This is a genomic window from Candidatus Jettenia sp. AMX1, from assembly GCF_030263775.1.
Lineage (GTDB): Bacteria > Planctomycetota > Brocadiia > Brocadiales > Brocadiaceae > Jettenia > Jettenia caeni.
Genome location: NZ_SZPP01000013.1, coordinates 21,056 through 42,934, shown reverse-complemented (window position 1 = coordinate 42,934; position 21,879 = coordinate 21,056). Strand labels below are relative to the sequence as shown.

Sequence of the window (21,879 nt, the reverse complement as noted above, 5' to 3'; positions counted from 1 at the left end):
ATTTTTGCTATGAATTTTATCTTTACCCCATTTAAGATTATCGGAAATTACCTCCATAAATTCATAAGGGAATTAGGAAGCATGACGTGCTTCCTCGCACGATCCATATTCTGGATGTTCTTCTCCCCTTACTTAATACGGAGAATTATTAAGCAAATTTATTTTATCGGTGTAAAAAGTACTTCCGTTGTTGTTTTGACAGGTTCATTTACCGGGATGGTTTTGGCATTGCAAACGTATTATGCCTTAGTGAAATTCGGTGCTGAAACCAGTTTAGGCCCTGTCGTAGCCTTATCGTTGATCAGAGAACTAGGACCGGTTATCTCTGCTTTGATGGTTACCGGATGTGCGGGCTCTGCGCTAACGGCGGAGATTGGCATTATGAGAATAACCGAACAAATTGATGCGCTTGACGCTATGGCCTTAAATCCTTATAAATATCTCATTATTCCTAATTTACTTGCAGGCATAATATCTCTTCCTCTCTTAAATGCTATTTTTGTTGTGGTTGGCATTTTTGGAGGATATGCTGTGGGCGTAGGGCTTATGAGTATATCAGGGGGAACCTATTTTGGTGGAATTAGGGATTTCGTTACCATGAAGGATATCATCGAGGGTTTCTATAAGTCCCTGAGTTTTGGTATCTTGATAACATGGATAGGCTGTTATAAGGGATATTTTACCGGATACGGGGCAGAAGGTGTAAGCAAGGCAACTACACAGGCGGTAGTGCTTTCTTCGGTTATGATTCTGGTATGGGATTATTTTATGACGTCTTTATTAGTTGCTTAGTGGTTATCTATGATTAAAGTCATCGATTTATATAAAAGTTTTAACGGCCGTAAGGTACTTCAAGGAATTAATTTAGAAGTAGAAAAAGGACAAATCCTTGCCTTAATTGGAGGCAGTGGAACGGGAAAATCGGTACTTCTAAAGCTTGTTATTGGTTTGATAAAGCCTGATGAGGGTAAGATATTACTGGATAACCAGGATATTAGCAGGTTAAGAGGAAAGTCCCTGAAACAATTAAAAGAACGATTTGGTGTTGTTTTTCAGGGAGGCGCCCTTTTTGATTCCCTTACTGTATTTGAAAATGTTGCGTTTCCCCTTGAAGAAAAGACAAAAATGAAGGCTTCGCAAATCAGGAATGCTGTGTTTCATGAACTCGCCAGGGTAGGCCTTACCGGTGAGGAAAACAAATACCCAGCCCAGATAAGCGGCGGTATGAGAAAAAGAGTAGCCCTTGCCCGATGTCTGGTTATGCACCCTGAAATAGTCCTTTTTGATGAGCCAACAACTGGTCTTGATCCCCTTATAGGCAAAGCAGTACATAACTTGATCAGAACATGTCAGAAGAACCTTAATTTTACCGCTATTATAGTAACACATGAGGTTCCAGAAATTTTTTCTATGGTAGATCGGGTTGCTATGTTATATGATGGAAAAATACTCGCTGCAGGTACTCCGGAAGAAATAAAGGGTTCAAAAGATCCTGTAATTCATCAGTTCATTCACGCTGAATTGGAAGGCCCTATTGTTATAAAATAACTATATTCTCAATACTCTAAAAAGGTAACAAATATTATGAAGAAATTCGATGTTGAAATTGCTGTTGGAATCTTTATTTTTTTTGGCCTGCTCTGTATGGGTTATATCTCTGTAAAATTTGGGAATATCAATCTTTTAGGCGATCATTATTATCCGGTAAAAGCCGTTTTTACTACGGTTAAAGGCCTTAAAAAAAATACCGGAGTAGAAATATCAGGTGTTGAAGTGGGTAAGGTTAATACTATTAAACTTGTTAATTATGAATCAGTAGTCACCTTATTGATTCGGGATGATGTAAAACTCCAGGAAGATGCTATTGCCTCTATCCGAACAAAAGGACTTCTGGGAGAGAAGTATGTAGAAATCACACCCGGAGGATCAGATACATTAATAGAACCTGGCGGTACTTTGTATGAGACAGAACCACCAATAGATTTAGAAAAATTGATAGGAAATCTCGTTTTTGGGAAAATAAAGGAGTGAAGATTATGAAATGCAGAAAGGTTCTACCAGCAATATTTTTTGGTATAGTTCTCTCGATATCCACTTTTCTCATAGCAGGCGAACAGGGAGAACCAGGAAAACTACTTATGAATACCATAGATAGTGGTTTAATTATTCTGAAAGATACATCTCTGCAAGGAGCAGACAAGGCACAAGAACGGAAGCAAAGACTGTGGAATGAGATTTCACCCATTTTTAATTTTGAAGAGATGTCGAAAAGAACTCTTGGTCAGTACTGGAAAAAACGCTCTCCTGAAGAAAAAAAAGAATTTGTAGAATTATTTACCGTAATTCTCAAAGATTCCTATATAGGAAAAACTGACACCTATTCTGGAGAAAAAATAGTTTATATAACCGAAAAACAAGATAAAAATTACTCTACGGTACAAACAAAATTTATTACGAAGAACAATACAGAAATATTGATAGATTATCGCTTAATTAATAATCAGGGAAAATGGAAGATTTATGACGTAATTATTGAAGGTGTAAGTTTAATCAATAATTACCGTAGTCAATTCAACACTATCTTACTGAAATCATCATATAAAGAGCTCATTCAAAAAATAAAAGAAAAAAAATTTATTTCTCAAAAATAAAAAGAGTGAAATATAATAAGGATTAGGAATTTCAATTACGTAGGGAGAACCTTTTAGGTTTGCGCCTTTGCAAGGCTAAAATCTTGCCCTGCATTGCTCTGTTTTTTTCATAAGTTGCTGCCGAAGGCAGCTTAATTCAAGATCCCTTAGGAGTAAACCAGTGAGAACATCTGCTATATTGGCGTTTTTATTCCTTTTTGCAATTTGTTTGTATACGGCTTCTGCCTCGACAGATTCCGTTCCTGTTTCAGAGAGTCAATCTGATGAAATGGTGAGAGATACCAAAGATTCTGGAGTAGATACCGCCAATAAGAATAATGAATTAAAACCTATCCAGGTAGAATTAGAAAGTGCTTTTGATAGAGAGCAGAGTCAACCTTCGGAAGGTCAACTCACGGAAGCCGTTAGTGATCAAGAAGATAGTAATAATGATACCTATGAGGATACGATTGAGGATGAGGAATATGAGTATGCCGACACAGAATTAAATGTCTCTGTAATTAAAGATCCTATACAGCCATATAACCGAAAAATCTATGCCTTTAATGATAAGGCTTACTACTATGTATTTAAACCCATGCACACAGGATACAGTAAAGTGGTACCAGAAAAAGCACGGCTAAGTATTAGTCAATTCTTCTTAAATATCAAAATGCCCATTCGCCTTGTTAACTGCCTCTTACAAGGGAAATTTAAAGGAGCCGGTACGGAAGCAATGCGTTTTGTTATTAATACCACGGTAGGGATTGGCGGACTATTTGATCCGGCAAAATCGAAGTTTCATTTAGAGAGGCAGGATGAGGACTTCGGCCAAACTCTTGCTAAATACAAAATTGGACAGGGATATTATATACAGTGGCCTCTTATTGGCCCATCAACCATTCGTGATACTGTGGGATATGCAGGAGATGTAGCCCTCAATCCTTTAACCTTAATTTCCTTTTTTATCGGTCCAATAGAGGGCTTTGTAACCAAGACCTATGACGATGTCAATGAGACCTCCCTGGGTAAAGGAAAAACCTATGAGAGTATAACAACGCAGGCCATAGACCCTTATATTGCACTCCAGGATGCTTATATACAGAATCGAATCAAGAAGATAAAAGAATAATCTCATAAGACTTATTTTACTGATAGGTACGATAATAGTCATTATAGCCGTAGTAACTATTTTGACTTTCTTCCATACATTTACTTATCTTGCTTTCTCTTGATTTTCCATAATGAAAATCTCCGTCTTCTGAAAAATCTAAACTTAAGCAATAGATTTCAGCGCTGCAGATATATCATTCTTATCAATATCAATCTCAATGTACCAGCCGTCCCTAAACATGCCGGCATTCAGTACTGTGGTGCTGCCCACCTTATCCTTGCCCCTCGATTCGTGAATATGTCCTGTTATACAGACATCGGGTCTATATTTTATAATAAACTCCCTAACGATATAACTTCCTACGTGTGCACCAGTACGAATAATATCTGTCGCTGTATCTTTGGGTGGTGTATGGCAGACCATAATCTTCCATCGCGCATCTTTTACCTTGTTATAACCATGTATTAAATATCTTTCGATATCAGCTTCACTTATCTCGGAGGGCGTATTAAAAGGTGTTGGGCTTGAGCCGCCACAACCAAATATACCAACCTCCTCAAATACATATCCATTCCCGTGCAGATTTATACCCTCCTGCGTCAAATAGTCATCTACCTCTGATTTATCCATATTCCCATACTGTGCCAGAAGATGGCTATTATATTTTTTTACAGCCTCCAGTACTTTTTTCGCTTCTGTTTTTCCATGACAATTTGTTAAATCGCCTGAAATTACAATTAAATCCGCTTTCTCAAGAACAAATTTCATTCTTATAAAATTACTTATATCCTCATGAATATCACCAAAAGATATAATCTTCATTAACATCTCTCCCTAATCTTAACCGAATTAATTACTTCATGAACAGACGAGTATACTTTCGGAAATTCTATTTTAGGTCTTTCGATAACTATAGTATCTATTCCTTCGCTCAGCGCTGCATGAATCTTCTCAAGTACCCCCCCTGCATCTCCGCTATCTTTGGTCACCATGGTGTTGATTTTATATTGTCTGAACATCGCACGATTTAAGTCTTCCGAAAAAGGGCCGTGCATAGCAATAATATTCATGGGAGGAACTCCTGAGTCCAGACAAAAAGCAATATGTTCAGGTATAGGGAGGATTCGAACATAGACCTCTTTTTCACCCTTTAATCGAATAAATTTATCCACGCTTGATACACCGGTGGTCAGAAATATGTTTTTCCCCAGTGACCTGCCCTTATCTACGGCATCTTCAATTGTCTTTATTTTGTGGATTAACGGATGATCTGAGATTTCTCTCTTTTGCCTTTCGAAACGCAGATATCGTGTATTTGTTTTTTTGCAAGCATCTATTGCATTCTGAGATACCTGTACTGCATACGGATGAGTTGCATCTACCACCGTATCTATTTCTCTCTCTTTTATCAATTGAGCAAATCCATTTGCATCCAGGCGGCCTTGTAAACAAACAGTTTCCAAACCCATCTGCTCAAAAACCTTCTTGCCGTACTCCGTTGCAACAGTTGTCAAAAGGCTGAATCCTTCTTTGTATAGGCTTCTGACAATTTCTTTACCTTCTTCTGTACCCGATAACACTAAAATCATATGACTTCTCTTTATCTACGTTGAGGAATTCTTAAAAGCTTGAACCACCTGGAGGTCTGTGTTATAGTACATAAAACACAACATACGGTCAACCTTAAAACGAATGGATTTCCATGCGGATTATAAAATATCCACTTTTCTATTCCATAGGTATATCGATCTTCCTTATTTTAAACTCACGATGGCGATATACCTTCAGGCTCCTTTTTATAAGACCGAGGGTAAAAAAAATCACACCGAAACCTGTTTATAATGTTTATAAAGAAGAAGACAAGCCCCTCGTTTCTATCGTACAAGGCGATGATATTTATACTATGCTCAGGGAGGGTATAAAACTCCTTGGCGGGTTAGAAAAATTGGGAATAAAAGGCAAGTCTATACTCATAAAACCGAACATTGTTAATCGTTATGCAAATCCATCTAACACCAATCCCCTCGTAGTTAAACACACGATAAGACTTCTGCATGAATCTGGAGTTTCTAAAATATTCGTGGGAGATATGTCAGCCATTTTCGCACTTCCCACAAAGAAAAATGCCATGAAATCAGGCATATGGGAAGCTATCGGTAAAGAGTGCATGGAATTTATCTCCTTTGAGGACTATGGTTGGGTAGAAATAGACATAAAACAGGGAAGGTTTTTAAAGAAGGTTTTTGTATCAAAGATCATCTATGAAGTTGACAGGGTTATCAATATCCCTGTCATTAAGACCCATGGTTACACCCACTATTCTATCGCACTAAAGAACTTCATGGGAGCAATCCATCCCCGGCAACGTCCATTTTTTATTGCGCCGAATTCCTGGGATGAGCTCATTGCTGAACTGAATTTAGCCTATATACCACACCTCAACATTCTCGATGGGACAAAGATTTTTATAAGGGGTGGACCAACAAAAGGTACCGTAGCTACACCGAACCTTATTATCATTACTGGCGATAGGATTGCTGCAGATGCTGTAGGGTTAAGCATTATTAAGGCATTTGGTGGACTGGAAAGGGTCAGCGATAAAAATATTTGGGAACAACGGCAAATCAAAAGGGCTATTGAATTGAATCTTGGGATCAGCGATCCCTCAAAGTTAAAGATCATAGCTAAATGCCTCGCTACAAACAAACATAGTTTTGGTGAACTTATGCAAAAGATTTATTACCATTTGAAGATAGAGGAGCCGGTATATTAACAATCGGAGGGTAAAATAATAATGATAACAACAGATATATTGATAGTCGGAGGTGGAATCGTAGGCCTTACTACTGCAAGGGAACTTCATAACAGGCGTCCTGATTTACGTATAACGGTACTGGAAAAAGAGGCTTCTTTGGCGTGTCACACAAGTGGTAGGAATAGCGGGGTACTTCACGCTGGTTTTTACTATACCCCGGATAGTTTAAAGGCAAGGTTTACAGCAGAAGGGAATAAGCTTTTGACCGATTACTGCCTGCAGCATAATCTTGCAATAAACAGATGCGGAAAAATTGTCGTAGCAAAAGATGAGAAGGAAATAGAAGGTCTTTACGAATTGAAAAGGAGAGGCGATAAAAATGGTGTAGATTTAGAGTTAATCGATGAAAAAAGGTTAGCAGAACTCGAACCGAATGCGAAGACTTTCAATAAGGCTTTATATTCACCTACAACTTCAGTAGTAAATCCAAGACAGATAGTACAGCATATCGCCGATAATTTAAAAGGAAAAGTAGACATTTTACTCAATGAGCAATGTATAAAACGGGAAGACATCTCTACCGTAAAAACGGATACCCTTAAGATAAAATTCAAGTATTTAATCAATTCGGCAGGTCTCTACGCAGATAAAACAGCTCATCAGTTCGGAGTTGGTCTCAAATATACCCTTATTCCCTTTAAAGGGTTATACATGGAATACAAAGATTATAATTTAATTCAAAAACATATATATCCTGTGCCAAACCTAGGAAATCCATTCCTCGGTGTACACTTTACGAAGACGGTAGATGGGAAAGTAAAGATAGGCCCTACAGCAATCCCTGCCTTTTGGAGAGAAAACTACAGCAGCCTTTCTAACTTTAAAATAAATGAATTTTTAGAGATTTTTTTCAATGAAGCGAAACTCTTCTGTACAAACGCCTTTGATTTTAGGAAGTTAACCCTTGAAGAGATTAAAAAATATAACCGGAAATATTTTACAGAACAAGCTGCATGTTTAGTTAAAAAGATTGATATAAATAAATTTGGTAATTATTTAAACCCGGGAATCAGGGCACAATTACTTGATAGGGAAAAAATGAAACTAGTAATGGATTTTGTTATTGAGCACGGAGAAAATTCTACCCATATACTCAATGCCGTATCACCGGCATTTACATCTGCCTTTTCCTTTAGTAAATTTATTGTCGATGAAGTAGAAAAAGCAATGGGTCATAAGGTCAAGGAAAAGATCCTTTGGAAGGAATAGAAGCGGATATAAAGATTGCAATAGATATTGATTGTATACGAAACTGGCTGAAAAACTTCGATGCGTCCTTTTGAGCAAATGGATTTTTTGCAGACTTTTGAGAAAATAATAAAAGAGGTACATTCATATTAGAAATACTTCGGTAGGAATCATCTCCTTATAATAACGACTGAGATGATTCCTACCACTCATAGAGAGATTGCCCAGAGAAGATGCTCGAAACAGATGCTCTCTTAGAAGTATTGTTTAATGCCCCAGAAGGCGGAACTCTTGCGGAATGCCTCATCAAGATCGATCTCAATAATTATACCCCACTCATATTCCGGAATCCAGCACCAGGTACCTAACACCGGTATACCCCGATAATCTTTATAACCGGTGGCATCATATCCCTCACCTCCACTCAGGCACGCGGTAATCCCCTTTGTTAGCCTTCCCGATTTAGGATCAATCCCTTTCAGCTCCAAAGCAGTTCTCTCTTGTATCATGCCGTTCCTTTTAAGTTCAATCGTAAAACGGGATTCCGTGATGAAGACACCTTCCGAGTTAATAAGATAACTTTCTCCGCTTTCGCCGATTTCAATACTTTTCATGAGCTTATTTAACTCCATGGTATCGACCCGAAGAACCATAATACCTGCAAGATTTTCCGCATTATCCTGAATCATTGCGGATACAAAAAATGTGGGCACATTGCGTTCAGCCTTGCCAAACTCATTTACGATTGGTGTATTTGATGATTCCACATCACTCACAAAAACTCCATATTTTTTTGCCTCAATAAAGTAATCTTCTCCTGAAATATCCAGACCTACCAGGTTTTTCTCTGTCGATAACTTAATAATTCCAGAAGAGTCACCTATAAATATCCCCTTATACCCATATTCATCCCTGATAAACTCTAAATAATTTAAGGCATTTACAAATTCATCTACCGATGCCACACCTTTTGTATAATGAGTAGTTTGGGGTTTACGGGCAATTGACCTGACATTATTCTTATGCCCTTCCATGTATATCTTTACCAGGTTAACCTGTCGATGCATAAGCCCTCTCAAATTTTTAATGGTTGTATCCTGAAAAAATTTACGCACCGCATCACATGCCTCATCCACATTAATTTCAGCGATAAGCCCCCAATTATAATCCTGCATCCACGTCCAATAACCCATCACACTGATACCCCGATAGTCAAGGTAACCTGTGTCATCATATCCTTCCAGTCCTTTTAAACACTGTTGAACAGCAAGGGTAAGATTTCCTGTTTTGGGATTCGCCACTCTCAATTCTAAAGATGTCCTCTTTGTAATAAGACCGCTTCCCTTAAGATCATTAGTAAAACGGGATTCGGTTAGCATGCACCCATCTTTGTTAATTAAATAAATCTCTCCTGTCTCTGTGGCTTTCATAGGTAGTATTAATTTTTTGAGATCATCTACATTCAGACGAAAAACTAATACACCCAAAATTTCTAACTTTTCATTATCGATAGGAGTTGATACAAACATAGTAGGTAATCCCAATTCCAACTCACCCAATTCATTCTCAATAGGTATTGTTGAGGGTATAATATCTGAGAAAACCGTTTTCCCTTTCAGTGCTTCTTGAAAATATTGAGTAGAAGCTATATCAAGTCCGATATTATTTTTATCTGTTGAGAGAATAACCGTACCCATGGGATTTGTAATAAAGATTTCCTTGTAACGATATATATCTTTCATAAAAGTAAGATATTCAAGGGGCTTTGAAAAATCAGGCTCCTTATTTTCCCGGATTGTTGTGCCACAGTATGTATGTAAATTATGGGCAGTAACCCTCGCATCTTTTTTTCTTGCATCCATCCAGGTTCTTATAATCTCACCTTGTTTTCGGGTGATACCCTGTAAATCTCTTACAATACCTTCTCTAATAATATTGAGAGTATCAGAAAAGGATATTTTTGCTATGCTTATAGATAGCAAAGAGAAAGAGATACATGCGGCTATAGCAAATTTGGTTGTTTTAAACATGGCTTTTCCTCCTTATGAAGTGAGTATAAATACTCTGCCTTAGAAGATAAATAACAACCAGCTATAATTTACGTGTGAAGAGATAATGCTCTTTGAATCTTTTTGTTTGATTTGAAAGGAAACATGTCTATTTCTTAGATACTATGAAATATTATACACTATCTTTAGATAAATTCAATATTGTTAAATATTTCAGTATTTATAAATTTATCTCATTTCAATAATCCGTTAGTCATAAATTTCTATGATAGACGGTTTTGACAAGATTTGAATGAAAAAAATGCTAAGCGATTTGATGTTCGGTAAATTGATAGGAAATCTAAACCAAAGGGGTGAAATTATTATTGTAATGAATCGTGCTCTTTTTTACGAAAGGCAAGCCGCTCTTTCATCACTTTATCGTAGCCATTGTCTGTAGGTTTATAATATTCCCTGCCCCGGAGCTCTTCTGGCATATACGATTGTTCCACATAGCCTCCACAACTATGTGGATACTTATAGCCTTTACCATATCCAAGGTCATTCATCAACGGCGTAGGTGCATTCCGGATGTGGAATGGAACCGATAAGGCTCCTTTTTCCCTGACGTCTTTTAATGCCTCAAGATAGGCCATATAAGAAGCGTTGCTTTTCGGTGCACAGGCAAGATAGGTAACACACTGAGCTAACGGTATCCACCCTTCCGGCAGGCCTATAAAGTGAAAGGCATCCTTAGTCGATACTGCTAGTTGAAGTGCATGAGGATCAGCATTCCCAATATCCTCTGAAGCAAATATAATCATACGCCGTACAATAAAAAGAGGATCCTCTCCCGATTCTAACATACGCGCCAACCAATAAAGGGCTGCGTCAGGATCGCTACCCCGCATCGATTTGATAAAAGCTGAAATGATATTGTAATGTTCTTCACCTCCTTTATCATAAAGAAGCGACTTTTGCTGCATAGACTCCTGGGCAATTTCTCTGGTTACTATACGTTTCTCTTCCTGATCAGGTCTGGCAAGCATAACTGATGCCTCTAAGGTATTTAAAGCCACCCGGGCATCCCCCTGTGAGAGATGCGCAATAAGGTCAAAGGCATCGGGCTGGATTTCAATCCTTAAATTACCAAGCCCACGCTCTTTATCACATAAAGCGTTCTTCATAATCGACCTAAGATGATCTTCATTTAGTTGTTCCAGCACCAACACCTTACAGCGTGATAAGAGAGGCGCATTAACCTCGAAGGAAGGATTTTCTGTAGTAGCGCCGATCAGGGTAATAGTACCATCTTCCACATGATGCAGAAATGCATCCTGCTGAGCTTTGTTAAACCGGTGAATTTCATCTACAAGGAGGACCGTTTTTTTACGATAATAATGAGCCTGGTTTTTTGCCTCTTCAATAACCTCACGAATATCCTTAACACCCGATAACACCGCAGAAAAAGAAATAAAATGAGCGTCCATTGCCTGTGCAACGATAAAGGCTAACGTTGTTTTTCCCACGCCAGGCGGACCCCAGAAAATCAGGGATATCAGTTCCTTATTTTCAACAAGCCTTTGGAGTATCTTATTTGGTCCAACGAGGTGTTCTTGTCCTACAAATTCTTTCAAGTTCCGTGGTCTCATGCGGTCGGACAAGGGAGATTTTTTTGTGGTATCTGTCCTTACACTAAATAAATCCCTTTCTGTTTTTTTTACCGTCAAGAGAATCTCCTTATGAGTCTATGCCCTTTTGCTATTTCCATGGTCCAGTAATACCTTGCCAGGACTCGTCATTTCCGTCTTTTGTACCTGTGTTTCCAGGGTCTCTGCCATATGGTTAATAGCACTTGCGAGTTTACCGATTTCATCATCCGATTGGTAAACAACCCTGGTATTATAATTACCCTCAGCAATTTTCCAGGCAACGTCAGAAATGTAATGAATGGGAGAAGAAATTTTCTTACCTAGGAAAAAAGCGACAATGATGACTGCTACTGATACTATTCCAAAGATAAACATGATATAGTTACGTAATTGATACAGTACCCCATAACCTTCATTTACATCAATTTCGGCAATCACACCCCAACCATAATCGGGCATCCAATGCCAGAATCCCAGAACGTTTACACCACGATAGTCCGGATAACCATTTACATCAAATCCCTCCAAACCTTTCAGGCATTCAGTAACGCCTTTTGTTACCATATTTGTTTGTGGATTGGCAACCTTTAATTCTAGAGCAGACCGTTTTTCAATCCTCTGCTGACTTCTCAAATCTTCTATAAATTTTGATTCTGTTAGCAGGTATCCATACCCATTAATGAGATACGTTTCTCCTGTCATACCAATATGGATATTTTGCATCATCTTGTTTATCTCAGAAACATCTATCCGCAGTGTTACCGTACCCATAACAGAATGTGAAGGATCCTTTATGGGGGCAGAAACAAGCATTGTAGGCATACCGATCTCCTGTATACCTGTTTCGTTTTCAATAGGAATATCGGAGGGTATGATATTGGAGGTAAACAAAGCACCTCTGATTGCAGAGCGAAAAAAATCCTTTGCTGATATATTTGTTCCAACAAGCTCTTGTCTTGAGGCAATTCTTACCATACCATCGCGATCGGAGATAAAGATTTCTTTATGGCCGTATTCCTTCCAGAGAGAATCAAAGTATTTCATTGCATGCAAACTCTTCAACAGTTCTCTGTATTCAGTACTTCCCGTACCTGGTTGGATGACAAAGGGTATAAAAGGATTGCTGGCAATACGCTGCGCATCTGCAGTGCATTTTTCCATCCATGCCGTAATCAACTCAGCTTGTTTATGCGCTGCAATCTCCAGATTTTTGATAATCTCTTCCTGTAAGGTCTGGAAGGTAATGGGGTAAACAATAAGTCGCATAACAATAAGCGGTAAGAACGTCAGTACCAGGAAAAAGATACTGAGTTTACTTTTTGTAGGTTTGAACAAATTTCCCTCCCTATTATATTTTCTCTGCAATCTCTGTGTCATCTGTAGCTAACTATTATCTCATTTTTTTGGTACTTTTTCCCAATCTGCCAGGAACCGCTTAACGCCGTCATCCGTAAGCGGATGTTGAACAAGCAAATCAAATACATGAAAAGGAATCGTAGCAATATCTGCACCCATTAACGCTGCATCACGTACATGAACAGGATTACGGATACTGGCAACAATAATTTCTGTAGGGAAACTATAATTATCATATATAGTACGAATTTCCTGAATAAGTTCCATACCCACCTGCCCCTTATCATCCAATCTCCCAACAAAAGGACTGATGTAACTGCCACCGGCCTTCGCTGCTAAAAGCGCCTGATTGGCAGAAAAGCAGAGGGTCACGTTCGTTTTAATTCCCTCTTCCGCTAATTTTTTTACCGCTTTTAATCCGTTTTTTATTAAGGGAATCTTTACCACAACATTATCCGCAATTTTTGCCAATTCCCTCGCCTCCTTGAGCATACCTTCTGTATCGAGGCTTACGACTTCAGCGCTGACCGGTCCATCCACAATAGAGCAAATCTCTTCAATCGTTTCACGAAAAGGACGGCCTGTCTTGGCTATTAAGCTGGGATTTGTCGTTACCCCATCCAGTATACCCAGACTATGCGCCTCTCGAATCTCTTTCACATCCGCCGTATCAATAAAAAACTTCATCGTATTGTATTTCCTTTCTCATTAAATTATGAAATTTAATCTGACTATCTCATGAAATAGTATCGAATCAACATACATTTCGCAACAAGAGAACCTGATTATTTTATATAATTATAGATATCCTAAAGAGAAACACTCCTGGTTGTTATTCTCTTACTCTGTAGTAACGTAAATTATAAAGGAAGGATAACTTTTCCATAATCAGCCTGTTTATTGTGAGCTCTTAGCAAGTCGGCAATAGAACAGATTAAGTTTGCCTTTTCTCTGAAGTTGTTAACAAAAGCCCTTTTATCTTTTAAACACATAATTTATATACCAGCAATTCTAGGAGTAATTGCATACTAAAGGAGCTTGTCTTACTCTTCACATCAGCTTCCAGCAAGAGGGCATACTTTTTTGTGAGATCTTTCTCGGTAAAAATCTTAACTTGTTCAAAAAAACGCTTTGCGAAGAATGGGAGCACTTGTAATTCTGAGGTAACTTTTGACTCGTGTTCTCCCTTATTTAACATCTGCTTAGCCCTCCACAACCGCTTCATTTGCCATGCCAGCAAACTAATAATCTTTACTGAATCTTCCCCGTGTATCAGCATTTGACTAAGGGTTTTCAAAGCTAATGTTACATTTCTCTGTGCAACAGCATCGGTTAGCTCAAATATCGTTCGGTTTCTATCAATGCCAACAAGGGCTTCCACATCCTTTTCATCAATCGCCGTTCTATCGCCAAGATAAATAGATAACTTCTCAATATGCTTATCCAAGATGGCTAAATTATTACCTGCATTCTCGGCTATCATTTGAGCCGCTTTGGTAGTGACTTTTTTTGTGTACTGTTTCGTGCGAGTAATTATCCAGTTTGGCAGTTGATGATCCTTTAATTTTTTACATTCGACCAGAATCCCGACCTTATCAACAAGGGTTGCCAATTTTGTTCTCTTGTCCCATTTATCGCATACAAGAATAAGCTGGGAATGACTCGCAGGCGCCTGCACATATTTTTCCAGTACCTGTCTGTTTTTCTCAACGAAACTATCTGCCTCCTCTACAATCACTACCTTATTCTTACCTGCAAAAAAAGGCATGGTCCGTAGTTCGTCAAATATTATCCCTCCGGCAACTTCGTCACCTTTAAATTCAACTAAAGAAATAGTAGGATCGGTATCCTTGAGCAGATGTGCCTTTAACGATGAAAGTGCCTCACGAATAAAAAATTCTTCATCTCCAAAAACTACATATATCGGAAAAATCTTATCTTTACACTGGTGAATATCCATGATTTTAGAACGATTTATCTACAAAATTTACCGGGAATAGAAAGTTATTATAACAGAATTCGTTATTTCAATCTTTGAGGAATTCCTGCTACCATAAAGTATACCTCATCAGCTTCGTCCGCAATAATTTGATTTGCACGGCCTGCAATATCACGAAACAGACGAGAAAGGGGATTATCAGGCACAATACCAAGTCCAACCTCATTCGATACCACAATACTATCCGACTTTGATTTACGACACGCCTTGCTAAGTTTATTAATCTCATCAAGGATCTGTACCTGCTTCTGTTTCAAATGCTCCATGTCTGTTTCCGGATAACTGACAGAATTTGCTATTTCATCACACAACAGCATATTCGTTATGTATAACGTAATACAATCAATGAGCACAAGATTTGCATTCCCCTGTATATCTGATATAGCCCTGTCTATATGATAAGGAGATTCTACGGTCTTCCAATGAGAGGGCCGTCTGGCACGGTGCGTTTGAATCCTTTCACGCATCTCATCATCCTTGACCTCTGCAGTAGCTATATAAACCACGTCATGATATCTTTTAGCCAGTCCTTCTGCAAAGGCAGATTTTCCACTACGTGCCCCACCAAGAACAAAGGTTATTTTAGCCATGGTAAACAAACACTCAATAAAAATACCAGCTCAATGACCTCATGAGTAGCTCCTAAGGTATCGCCCGTCATCCCGCCAATTTTCTTTTTCATATACCAAATCCAAATAAGAGTAAAAGCAATAATTAGTGCAAATATCATTACCCCGTTGAGGTTGTAAAAAAACCACAATAAGAATAATGGTAAAAACGATGTATAGATTATGTGCCTTACTGTTGTAGTATTCAGGATAAAACTTCCCGTACCCGATTCGCTTCGGGCATATGAGGATAACCCTGCTGCGCACACCTGCACCCATCTTCCTACAACGGGCATTACCATCAATGCAGCACACGTATTCATTAAGACCGTTGGAATGGAACAGGAAACATACCTTGTGCAGACATCAAAAGGCGAGTTATGTATTGCACAGGTTTCGGCTATACTAGCCAGGCTAATATATTTCAACCCTAGCAGGCAAATCAGTCCAATAGCTCCAAAGCTGCCTATACGGCTATCTTTCATTATTTCCAACCGTTTTTCTTTATTCCAGCCACCCCAAATGCCATCACAGGTATCGGCAAATCCATCGAGGTGAAATGCCCCGGTTATTGCAATATAAACAACAATAATCAAGGCATCAGCAATACGGGGGGGGAAAAAGAGATAGAAGGGTAAGCAGGCTGTGGATAAAAAGATACCGATGCATAAACCTACCGTTGGAAACCAGGAGACAACGGAACCCATGCTCTTCGGTTTTATCCTATCTCCTCTGTCAATAGGGATAATAGTCAGGAATTTAAGCGCCCATAAAAAATTATTCATTTTTATTTCTTCAAGAGCTTATTCATTTTGATAAAAACTGTCAACAAGAATCCCTTTTATCATACAGTAGTTTATGATACAATTTTATTTTTAATGAACATTGATTGTATTTCAATTATCCTCTTATAAATACCTGTGCATTTTATTTACTATACACTATTTATCTTCATTTTCTGCTGCTCACGGCTCATACCTCTATACTCAGACCCCTTACCGATAGATAAAGTACAACATCTTATTGATAGGAGTACGATCACAAGAATTCAAAAGCCACTTACTGTACGTACCGATAAAGAGACCCTTGAATATTTCATGGAACATGTAGAAGAACTCACGAAACAGGGAGGGGATTTTAAGAGAAATGAATTGATACTTGAGATTAAAGAAGATGGCCAGTATGGCATACGCATGCCCTCAAAACGGGTTGTGGGAGAGTTCCAGTTAGTGAAGCGACAACCGCAGAAAGTAATCTACATGGGACATGGTAATGCCACAACATTTTTCAGTTTTTCAGGGTCTATTGTACTTGAAGTTCATTATACAACACAAAAGGATGAGATAGGCCCTTATGAGGATATAAAAACGGCCGTCCATTTAAAATTTGATAACGCTTTCCTCGCTATTTTAGCAAAAGCGGCAACCCCTATTTTGATTCCTAAACTGGATAAACTCATCACCAAATTTTCGATGAAGACGAAAAGTATTATAGAAACTGCTTATGCAAATAAGAAAAATTAAACTCCTGAGAAAGAAGAAAATTCCCATCCATTTAATTAATATAACCCAGCCCGGATAGCCTTTTTATTATTTTGCTCTCTTCTTCAGATGAATATACATCTTCTTTCGTATTAAGGTATCCCAACTCTATCAATTTTTTTATTATCTTATTGATGGATTCTTCAACAGTTTCCTTATTTGTTTCCAGTATAAGATCGGGGTTTCGTGGTTCCTCATACGGATGCGAGACTCCTGTAAAACTTTGGATCTCACCTTTAAACGCCTTCTTATATAATCCCTTAACATCTCGTTCAACACATACCTCTAAAGGACATTTCACGTAAACCTCAATAAAGTTGCCAATTTCGTTACGGGCTTTGTCTCTTGCTTCCCGGTAAGGAGATATAGCAGCAGAGATAACGGCAATACCATTTCTCGTTAATAATTTGCAGATAAATGCGATACGTTGGATAGTAATATCGCTGTCCTGCCCACTAAAACCCAAATCCTGACAAAGATTTGTTCTCACCACATCACCATCGAGTAGTTCCACATCTCTGCCAAATTCTTTCAGTTTTTCTTTCAGAAGATGAGAGATTGTTGACTTTCCTGCCCCTGATAATCCGGTAAACCAAACGGTAAAACCTTTATTCATCTTTTCCCTCCTTCTTTGAAAACTGCAAATTCCTTCCCATCATTTTGTATTTCCCAATCTACATTCTCATGTTATCCTTTCGCATATCTAAACCGGCAGCCCTCCGGGCTTACTGAATTACCTTACCTTCCATATCCTCCGGTATTTTAATATTCATATAGCTTAGTATGGTAGGAGCTATATCATAAAGTGTAACACCTTTACGTCGTATTCCGTAATAATTTTTATCGCTCTTCATAACAAAGATACCATATTGGGAATGATTTGCATCATCCGGACCTGTATCGTTTTCACTAGCCCATATCGTCCTGTTTCCAACATTACCAATAGACCGCCAGGAGAGGTCACCGTAATACACAATCAAATCCGGTGGTATACCATTACATTGTGAGTAAATTTCCTCAGGCTTATATACTTGTGTATTAATATTCCGGCCGTTTTCATCTCTGAGATCTTTCAGCTTTTTTATCAGCTCATTCCGAAAATGCTCATAGTGCTGCCTTGCAATAACCCCTTTAGGCTCTCGACCCTTCACATTCATAAATAATCGTCCATAGTAACCGCCTTCACCCCAGACCGTTGTATTCTCCCAATCGACAATAGCCTTATTAAACGACGTAGATTCTCTGGGGTATTGTATCAATTTCAAATATCCGTTTTGGATAAGCCATTCATTAATACAAATTCCCCCGATCATCCTCTTGGCTCCATGATCAGATACAATGAGAACCATAGTATCTTCACGTAAAATATCCAAGATACCGCCAATCTCTTTATCGAGATACTTATAGTAATTCAAAACGACATCCTGATATTTTGAACCTGGTATATATTTGGGGTGATCCTCATCAAAATACTTCCAGAAAGCATGATGTATTCTATCGGGACCCATTTCTACCATCATAAAGAAGTCCCATTCCTTTGAACGGATAAAATGGCGGGTTAGCCTGAATCGTTTCTCCGTCATATCATAAATTGTCTTTAAGATCGATTCTTTATCATCGCTCCGAAATTCTTCTACATCGAGAATATAACCATGTGAGATGTCTTCTACCTCAAATTTTAAGTTAGGCGGATAGGTGTACTCGCATGTCGTATCTGGCGTCATAAAACAGGTAACCATACATCCATTGACAGGTTGAGGGGGATAGGTCATGGGAACGCCAATTACTACAACCTTTTTTCCTAATTTCGATAAAATACTCCATACGGTATCGATATGAACAGACCTTGAATTGGCAAAGGATAAACCATTATAATCATAATTCGACCGGTTTCTGAACCCATACAAACCTAACCTGCCAGGGTTAGCGCTTGTCATCATAGACATCCATGCCGGACAGGTAATTGCAGGAATAGTGCTTTTCATCTCGCCATAGATACTATGAGAAACAAGTTGTTTTATATGAGGTAATTGATTTAACCACCGATCAAAAAAAAGTTCAGGCGGCATTGAATCTAAACCTAAGACAAATACTCTCTTTTCATGAATCATCATACAATTTATTGAACTACGATTTCCGTCCTTTTATCGTTTGCTATCAGATACAAAGCAAATTTTAGGTATTTTTAAGGAAGACAGATAGTTAATCAGGTATAGCCGTTAATCAGAGAAATGTGCTGTTTATAGTATGCTATCTGATATGCCTGGTAATGATCGGGAGGGATCAACCTCTGACTTTATCCAATAATTCATAAAGCCCGCGATCGGAGTCGAACCGACAACCTCATCATTACGAATGACGTGCTCCGCCAATTGAGCTACGCGGGCTAAGATAATGTATGTAATATAAAATATGTATTATACGGAAATTTTTTTTATTTACAATAGTTATTCTGTCTTAAGATGTCTCTCCTTTAAGCCTTGGGCTTAATAATGTTATGGATATCAGATAACTGCTCAATGAGATGAGGAATGTCTTTTATCGGCAGCACGGTTGAGGCGTCAGACAGTGCTTTCTCAGGATTGTCATGTACTTCCAGGAACAATCCATCACATCCTGTCGCCACAGCAGCCCTGGCAAGGGGTATAATCATGTCCCTTTCACCTCCGGAAGTATTTCCCCTCCCCCCCGGTAATTGAACACTATGTGTGGCATCATAAATCACAGGATACCCTAATTTACGCATAATAACCAACGATCGCATATCGCTCACAAGATTATTATAACCAAAGGAAGTTCCCCGTTCTGTTAATAAAATCAGTTCGTTCCCGGTACTTCGTATTTTTTCAACAACGGCCTTCATATCCCAGGGAGCCAAAAATTGTCCCTTTTTTATATTAATAGGCTTACCGGTTTTTGCTGCTGCCAGAATTAAATCGGTTTGGCGGCAGAGAAAAGCAGGAATTTGTATTATATCCAGTGTTTCCGATACGATCGGTATATCTTCCTTGCAATGAACGTCAGAAAGTATCAATACATCCAATCGCTTTTTAATATCAGCAAGAATCCTTATTCCCTCTTTAAGGCCTGGTCCCCTGTATGAATGAACGGATGTTCGGTTTGCCTTATCATATGATGCCTTAAAAATAAAAGGCATGTTTTTTATTTGAAAAAAGGTCTTTAATTCTTCTGCTAATTTCAAACAACTCTCAAAGCTTTCTATAACGCATGGACCAGCGATGAAAATCAGGGGCAAGCCTTGCCCTATAGACAAATTCTTAATATGCATCATTTTACAGAAAGTATCAGGATCAAACTCATAGGAGAATAGGGTAAAATAACGATTACGTACTATAAATAACAATTCGTTATGTGTCAACATAATATACCTGTTTTAAAAATCCATTATTGGATTGCTCTCTAAAAAAACTGAAATTTTTCTCAAATACTAGGTAAGTCAAAAAATTAATTGCTACCTGTCTGTTCTCTGTGTAGAATAACGACCTGTGAACTTTGAATTCACCTATCAAATTACGAAAAGAATTTCGTGGTTAATGATAAACTTTTGAACAAACGAAAAACTTGATTCTCACGAAAACTCTTATTTATACCTTAAATAATATAAAGAGAATAATGAACACTTACCCATTTTATTACTTTTACATGAAGAGGATAACCACATGAAGAATAAAATATTTCTATATATTTTTGTATTATGCAGTATATCTTCTCCGGTATTTGGGCAATTTTATGATTACGAATCCCCTGAGATCAGGTTAAAAACTGGTCTACCGAACATATTTGTTGTAGAAAGTGTCCGGCAAATATCAGATAGCGAACAGGAATCTATGTTAAATATCAGTGTAAGTGTGAAGAAAGGAAGGATTGAATCGGTAGGTAAAGAGGGAGGATTCTGGATAGTGACTGTACGAACAAGCAGTAAAGAGGCCTCTACCTATCTGGTAAAGGAGAGCCAATTTAAAATTGTAGGAGAGGAATCAAAAAAAGTTATCATCAATGCCATTCATTGGAAAGATGGAAACTAAAACATCTATGAAAGTATTTTTTATAGGGGCAGGGCCAGGTGACCCTGAATTGCTCACAATTAAGGGACTCAAGGCTATTCAACATGCAGGCTACTGTATTTACGCAGGCTCTCTCGTAAATGCAGAATTACTGAAACATCTTCCGATGCATGCAAAGATATATGATTCTTCATGTATGAGCTTGGAGGATATGGTGGTTCTCTATAAAGAAGCAATGGAACAAAATACGGATGTCGTAAGGATACATTCAGGAGACCCGTCGATTTATGGTGCAATACAGGAACAAATGCATGCACTGGATGAGCTAGGAATTCCGTATGAGGTTATTCCGGGAGTCAGCTCCTTTATTGCTGCTGCCGCAGTTTTAAGGCAGGAATTAACCCTCCCAGGCATTACACAAACCATTGTAATTACTCGTATGGAGGGAAAAACCCCTATTCCTGAAAAAGAGCACTTGAGTGCCTTAGCAGCCGCAACTCCTACGCTCTGTATTTTTTTGAGTATTGATAAAATTGAAGAAATCGTAAAGATATTGTCGTCCCATTATAGCAATGATTGTCCGGTTGCTGTCGTTTATAAAGCGACCTGGCCTGATCAAAAAATTATCCGTTCAAAATTATCGGATATTGCTGAAAGGGTTAAGCAGGAATCTATAAAAAAGACAGCACTTATCATTGTTGGAAGAGTATTAGAAAAAGAATTTAACAGATCTGTATTATACAGTTAAGATGGAAAAGACTACACCAGCTGGGACAATTTTTGTTCCGTAGTTGCATTTCCAAAATGAGACATTTAGCGCATGCATCAATAAACATTCTTATTTTATAAAAACATTATTTTCAAAATAATCCAGAAAATACTTGATTCAGAAGCTCATTTAATGTATTCTACCCCCAAACTTAGCGTACCTTATATAAACTATTTTTGAAAGGAGGTTATTGG

22 protein-coding genes and 1 tRNA gene are annotated in these 21,879 nt (G+C 38.2%); 10 read left to right on the top strand and 13 right to left on the bottom strand.

Annotated features, from left to right (window positions below):
- The first annotated feature begins 9 nt into the window (after nt 1–9).
- The 5 genes from FBQ94_RS04865 to FBQ94_RS04845 all read left to right on the top strand — a co-directional run bounded on the left by FBQ94_RS04865 (nt 10) and on the right by FBQ94_RS04845 (nt 3,762).
- Complete coding sequence (locus FBQ94_RS04865) at nt 10–792, top strand: MlaE family ABC transporter permease (RefSeq protein ID WP_007221960.1); 783 nt, start codon at nt 10–12, stop codon at nt 790–792.
- Nucleotides 793–801: 9 nt separating this feature from the next.
- On the top strand, nt 802–1,548 hold the full coding sequence (locus FBQ94_RS04860; RefSeq protein ID WP_007221959.1) for an ABC transporter ATP-binding protein: 747 nt from the start codon (nt 802–804) through the stop codon (nt 1,546–1,548).
- A 36-nt stretch (nt 1,549–1,584) separates the two neighbouring features.
- Nucleotides 1,585–2,031, top strand: coding sequence for an outer membrane lipid asymmetry maintenance protein MlaD (mlaD, locus tag FBQ94_RS04855; RefSeq protein WP_007221958.1), 447 nt, complete (start codon nt 1,585–1,587; stop codon nt 2,029–2,031).
- A gap of 107 nt (nt 2,032–2,138) precedes the next feature.
- Nucleotides 2,139–2,651, top strand: a complete 513-nt coding sequence (locus tag FBQ94_RS04850) for a Tgt2/MlaC family protein (RefSeq protein ID WP_285442011.1) — start codon at nt 2,139–2,141, stop codon at nt 2,649–2,651.
- Nucleotides 2,652–2,811: 160 nt separating this feature from the next.
- On the top strand, nt 2,812–3,762 hold the full coding sequence (locus FBQ94_RS04845) for an MlaA family lipoprotein (RefSeq protein ID WP_007221956.1): 951 nt from the start codon (nt 2,812–2,814) through the stop codon (nt 3,760–3,762).
- 144 nt (nt 3,763–3,906) lie between these two features.
- Here FBQ94_RS04845 and FBQ94_RS04840 read toward each other — a convergent pair whose 3' ends face one another.
- Nucleotides 3,907–4,566, bottom strand: a complete 660-nt coding sequence (locus tag FBQ94_RS04840; protein WP_007221955.1) for a metallophosphoesterase — start codon at nt 4,564–4,566, stop codon at nt 3,907–3,909.
- Nucleotides 4,566–5,333 carry a precorrin-6A reductase gene (cobK, locus tag FBQ94_RS04835; protein WP_007221954.1) on the bottom strand — a complete coding sequence of 256 codons (768 nt, stop codon included), beginning with the start codon at nt 5,331–5,333 and terminating at the stop codon, nt 4,566–4,568. Before cobK ends, FBQ94_RS04840 begins: the two co-directional genes overlap by 1 nt.
- A 113-nt stretch (nt 5,334–5,446) precedes the next feature.
- Here cobK and FBQ94_RS04830 point away from each other — a divergent pair, with 113 nt between their 5' ends.
- Both FBQ94_RS04830 and lhgD read left to right on the top strand, forming a co-directional pair.
- Nucleotides 5,447–6,517, top strand: coding sequence for a DUF362 domain-containing protein (locus tag FBQ94_RS04830; RefSeq protein WP_007221953.1), 1,071 nt, complete (start codon nt 5,447–5,449; stop codon nt 6,515–6,517).
- Nucleotides 6,518–6,538: 21 nt separating this feature from the next.
- Nucleotides 6,539–7,768, top strand: coding sequence for an L-2-hydroxyglutarate dehydrogenase (lhgD, locus tag FBQ94_RS04825; protein WP_007221952.1), 1,230 nt, complete (start codon nt 6,539–6,541; stop codon nt 7,766–7,768).
- 233 nt (nt 7,769–8,001) lie between these two features.
- Here the strand turns inward: lhgD and FBQ94_RS04820 are convergent, their stop codons facing one another.
- From FBQ94_RS04820 to FBQ94_RS04790, 7 genes are all read right to left on the bottom strand, one after another.
- Complete coding sequence (locus tag FBQ94_RS04820) at nt 8,002–9,777, bottom strand: cache domain-containing protein (protein ID WP_007221951.1); 1,776 nt, start codon at nt 9,775–9,777, stop codon at nt 8,002–8,004.
- 341 nt (nt 9,778–10,118) lie between these two features.
- Nucleotides 10,119–11,465 (bottom strand): replication-associated recombination protein A, encoded by a 1,347-nt coding sequence (locus FBQ94_RS04815; RefSeq protein WP_007221950.1) that lies wholly within the window; start codon nt 11,463–11,465, stop codon nt 10,119–10,121.
- Between the two features lie 18 nt (nt 11,466–11,483).
- On the bottom strand, nt 11,484–12,722 hold the full coding sequence (locus FBQ94_RS04810) for a cache domain-containing protein (protein ID WP_007221949.1): 1,239 nt from the start codon (nt 12,720–12,722) through the stop codon (nt 11,484–11,486).
- A gap of 60 nt (nt 12,723–12,782) precedes the next feature.
- Nucleotides 12,783–13,430, bottom strand: a complete 648-nt coding sequence (gene fsa / locus FBQ94_RS04805) for a fructose-6-phosphate aldolase (RefSeq protein ID WP_007221948.1) — start codon at nt 13,428–13,430, stop codon at nt 12,783–12,785.
- A gap of 295 nt (nt 13,431–13,725) precedes the next feature.
- A complete protein-coding gene (holA, locus tag FBQ94_RS04800) occupies nt 13,726–14,703 on the bottom strand; it encodes a DNA polymerase III subunit delta (RefSeq protein WP_007221947.1) in 978 nt (325 codons plus the stop codon).
- 62 nt (nt 14,704–14,765) lie between these two features.
- Complete coding sequence (gene cobU, locus FBQ94_RS04795) at nt 14,766–15,332, bottom strand: bifunctional adenosylcobinamide kinase/adenosylcobinamide-phosphate guanylyltransferase (RefSeq protein ID WP_007221946.1); 567 nt, start codon at nt 15,330–15,332, stop codon at nt 14,766–14,768.
- Entirely contained in the window at nt 15,320–16,135 is an 816-nt protein-coding gene (locus FBQ94_RS04790) for an adenosylcobinamide-GDP ribazoletransferase (RefSeq protein ID WP_007221945.1), read from the bottom strand. The genes cobU and FBQ94_RS04790 overlap by 13 nt, the downstream gene beginning before the upstream one ends.
- A 312-nt stretch (nt 16,136–16,447) precedes the next feature.
- On the opposite strand from FBQ94_RS04790, the gene FBQ94_RS04785 reads away from it, so the two are divergent.
- Nucleotides 16,448–16,873, top strand: coding sequence for a hypothetical protein (locus FBQ94_RS04785; protein WP_007221944.1), 426 nt, complete (start codon nt 16,448–16,450; stop codon nt 16,871–16,873).
- A 31-nt stretch (nt 16,874–16,904) separates the two neighbouring features.
- On the opposite strand, the gene cysC is transcribed toward FBQ94_RS04785, so the two are convergent.
- The 4 genes from cysC to kdsA form a co-directional block, all read right to left on the bottom strand.
- Nucleotides 16,905–17,537 (bottom strand): adenylyl-sulfate kinase, encoded by a 633-nt coding sequence (gene cysC / locus FBQ94_RS04780; RefSeq protein ID WP_285442016.1) that lies wholly within the window; start codon nt 17,535–17,537, stop codon nt 16,905–16,907.
- Between the two features lie 79 nt (nt 17,538–17,616).
- Nucleotides 17,617–19,002, bottom strand: a complete 1,386-nt coding sequence (locus tag FBQ94_RS04775; RefSeq protein WP_040543715.1) for an alkaline phosphatase family protein — start codon at nt 19,000–19,002, stop codon at nt 17,617–17,619.
- Nucleotides 19,003–19,205: 203 nt separating this feature from the next.
- Nucleotides 19,206–19,278 (bottom strand) — tRNA-Thr (locus FBQ94_RS04770).
- Nucleotides 19,279–19,364: 86 nt separating this feature from the next.
- Nucleotides 19,365–20,183 carry a 3-deoxy-8-phosphooctulonate synthase gene (kdsA, locus tag FBQ94_RS04765; RefSeq protein WP_040544133.1) on the bottom strand — a complete coding sequence of 273 codons (819 nt, stop codon included), beginning with the start codon at nt 20,181–20,183 and terminating at the stop codon, nt 19,365–19,367.
- A gap of 388 nt (nt 20,184–20,571) precedes the next feature.
- Between kdsA and FBQ94_RS04760 the strand changes: the two genes are divergently transcribed.
- Together FBQ94_RS04760 and cobM are read left to right on the top strand one after the other, a co-directional pair.
- On the top strand, nt 20,572–20,937 hold the full coding sequence (locus tag FBQ94_RS04760; protein WP_007221940.1) for a hypothetical protein: 366 nt from the start codon (nt 20,572–20,574) through the stop codon (nt 20,935–20,937).
- A gap of 7 nt (nt 20,938–20,944) precedes the next feature.
- Nucleotides 20,945–21,664 carry a precorrin-4 C(11)-methyltransferase gene (cobM, locus tag FBQ94_RS04755; RefSeq protein WP_007221939.1) on the top strand — a complete coding sequence of 240 codons (720 nt, stop codon included), beginning with the start codon at nt 20,945–20,947 and terminating at the stop codon, nt 21,662–21,664.
- Nucleotides 21,665–21,879: the final 215 nt, after the last annotated feature.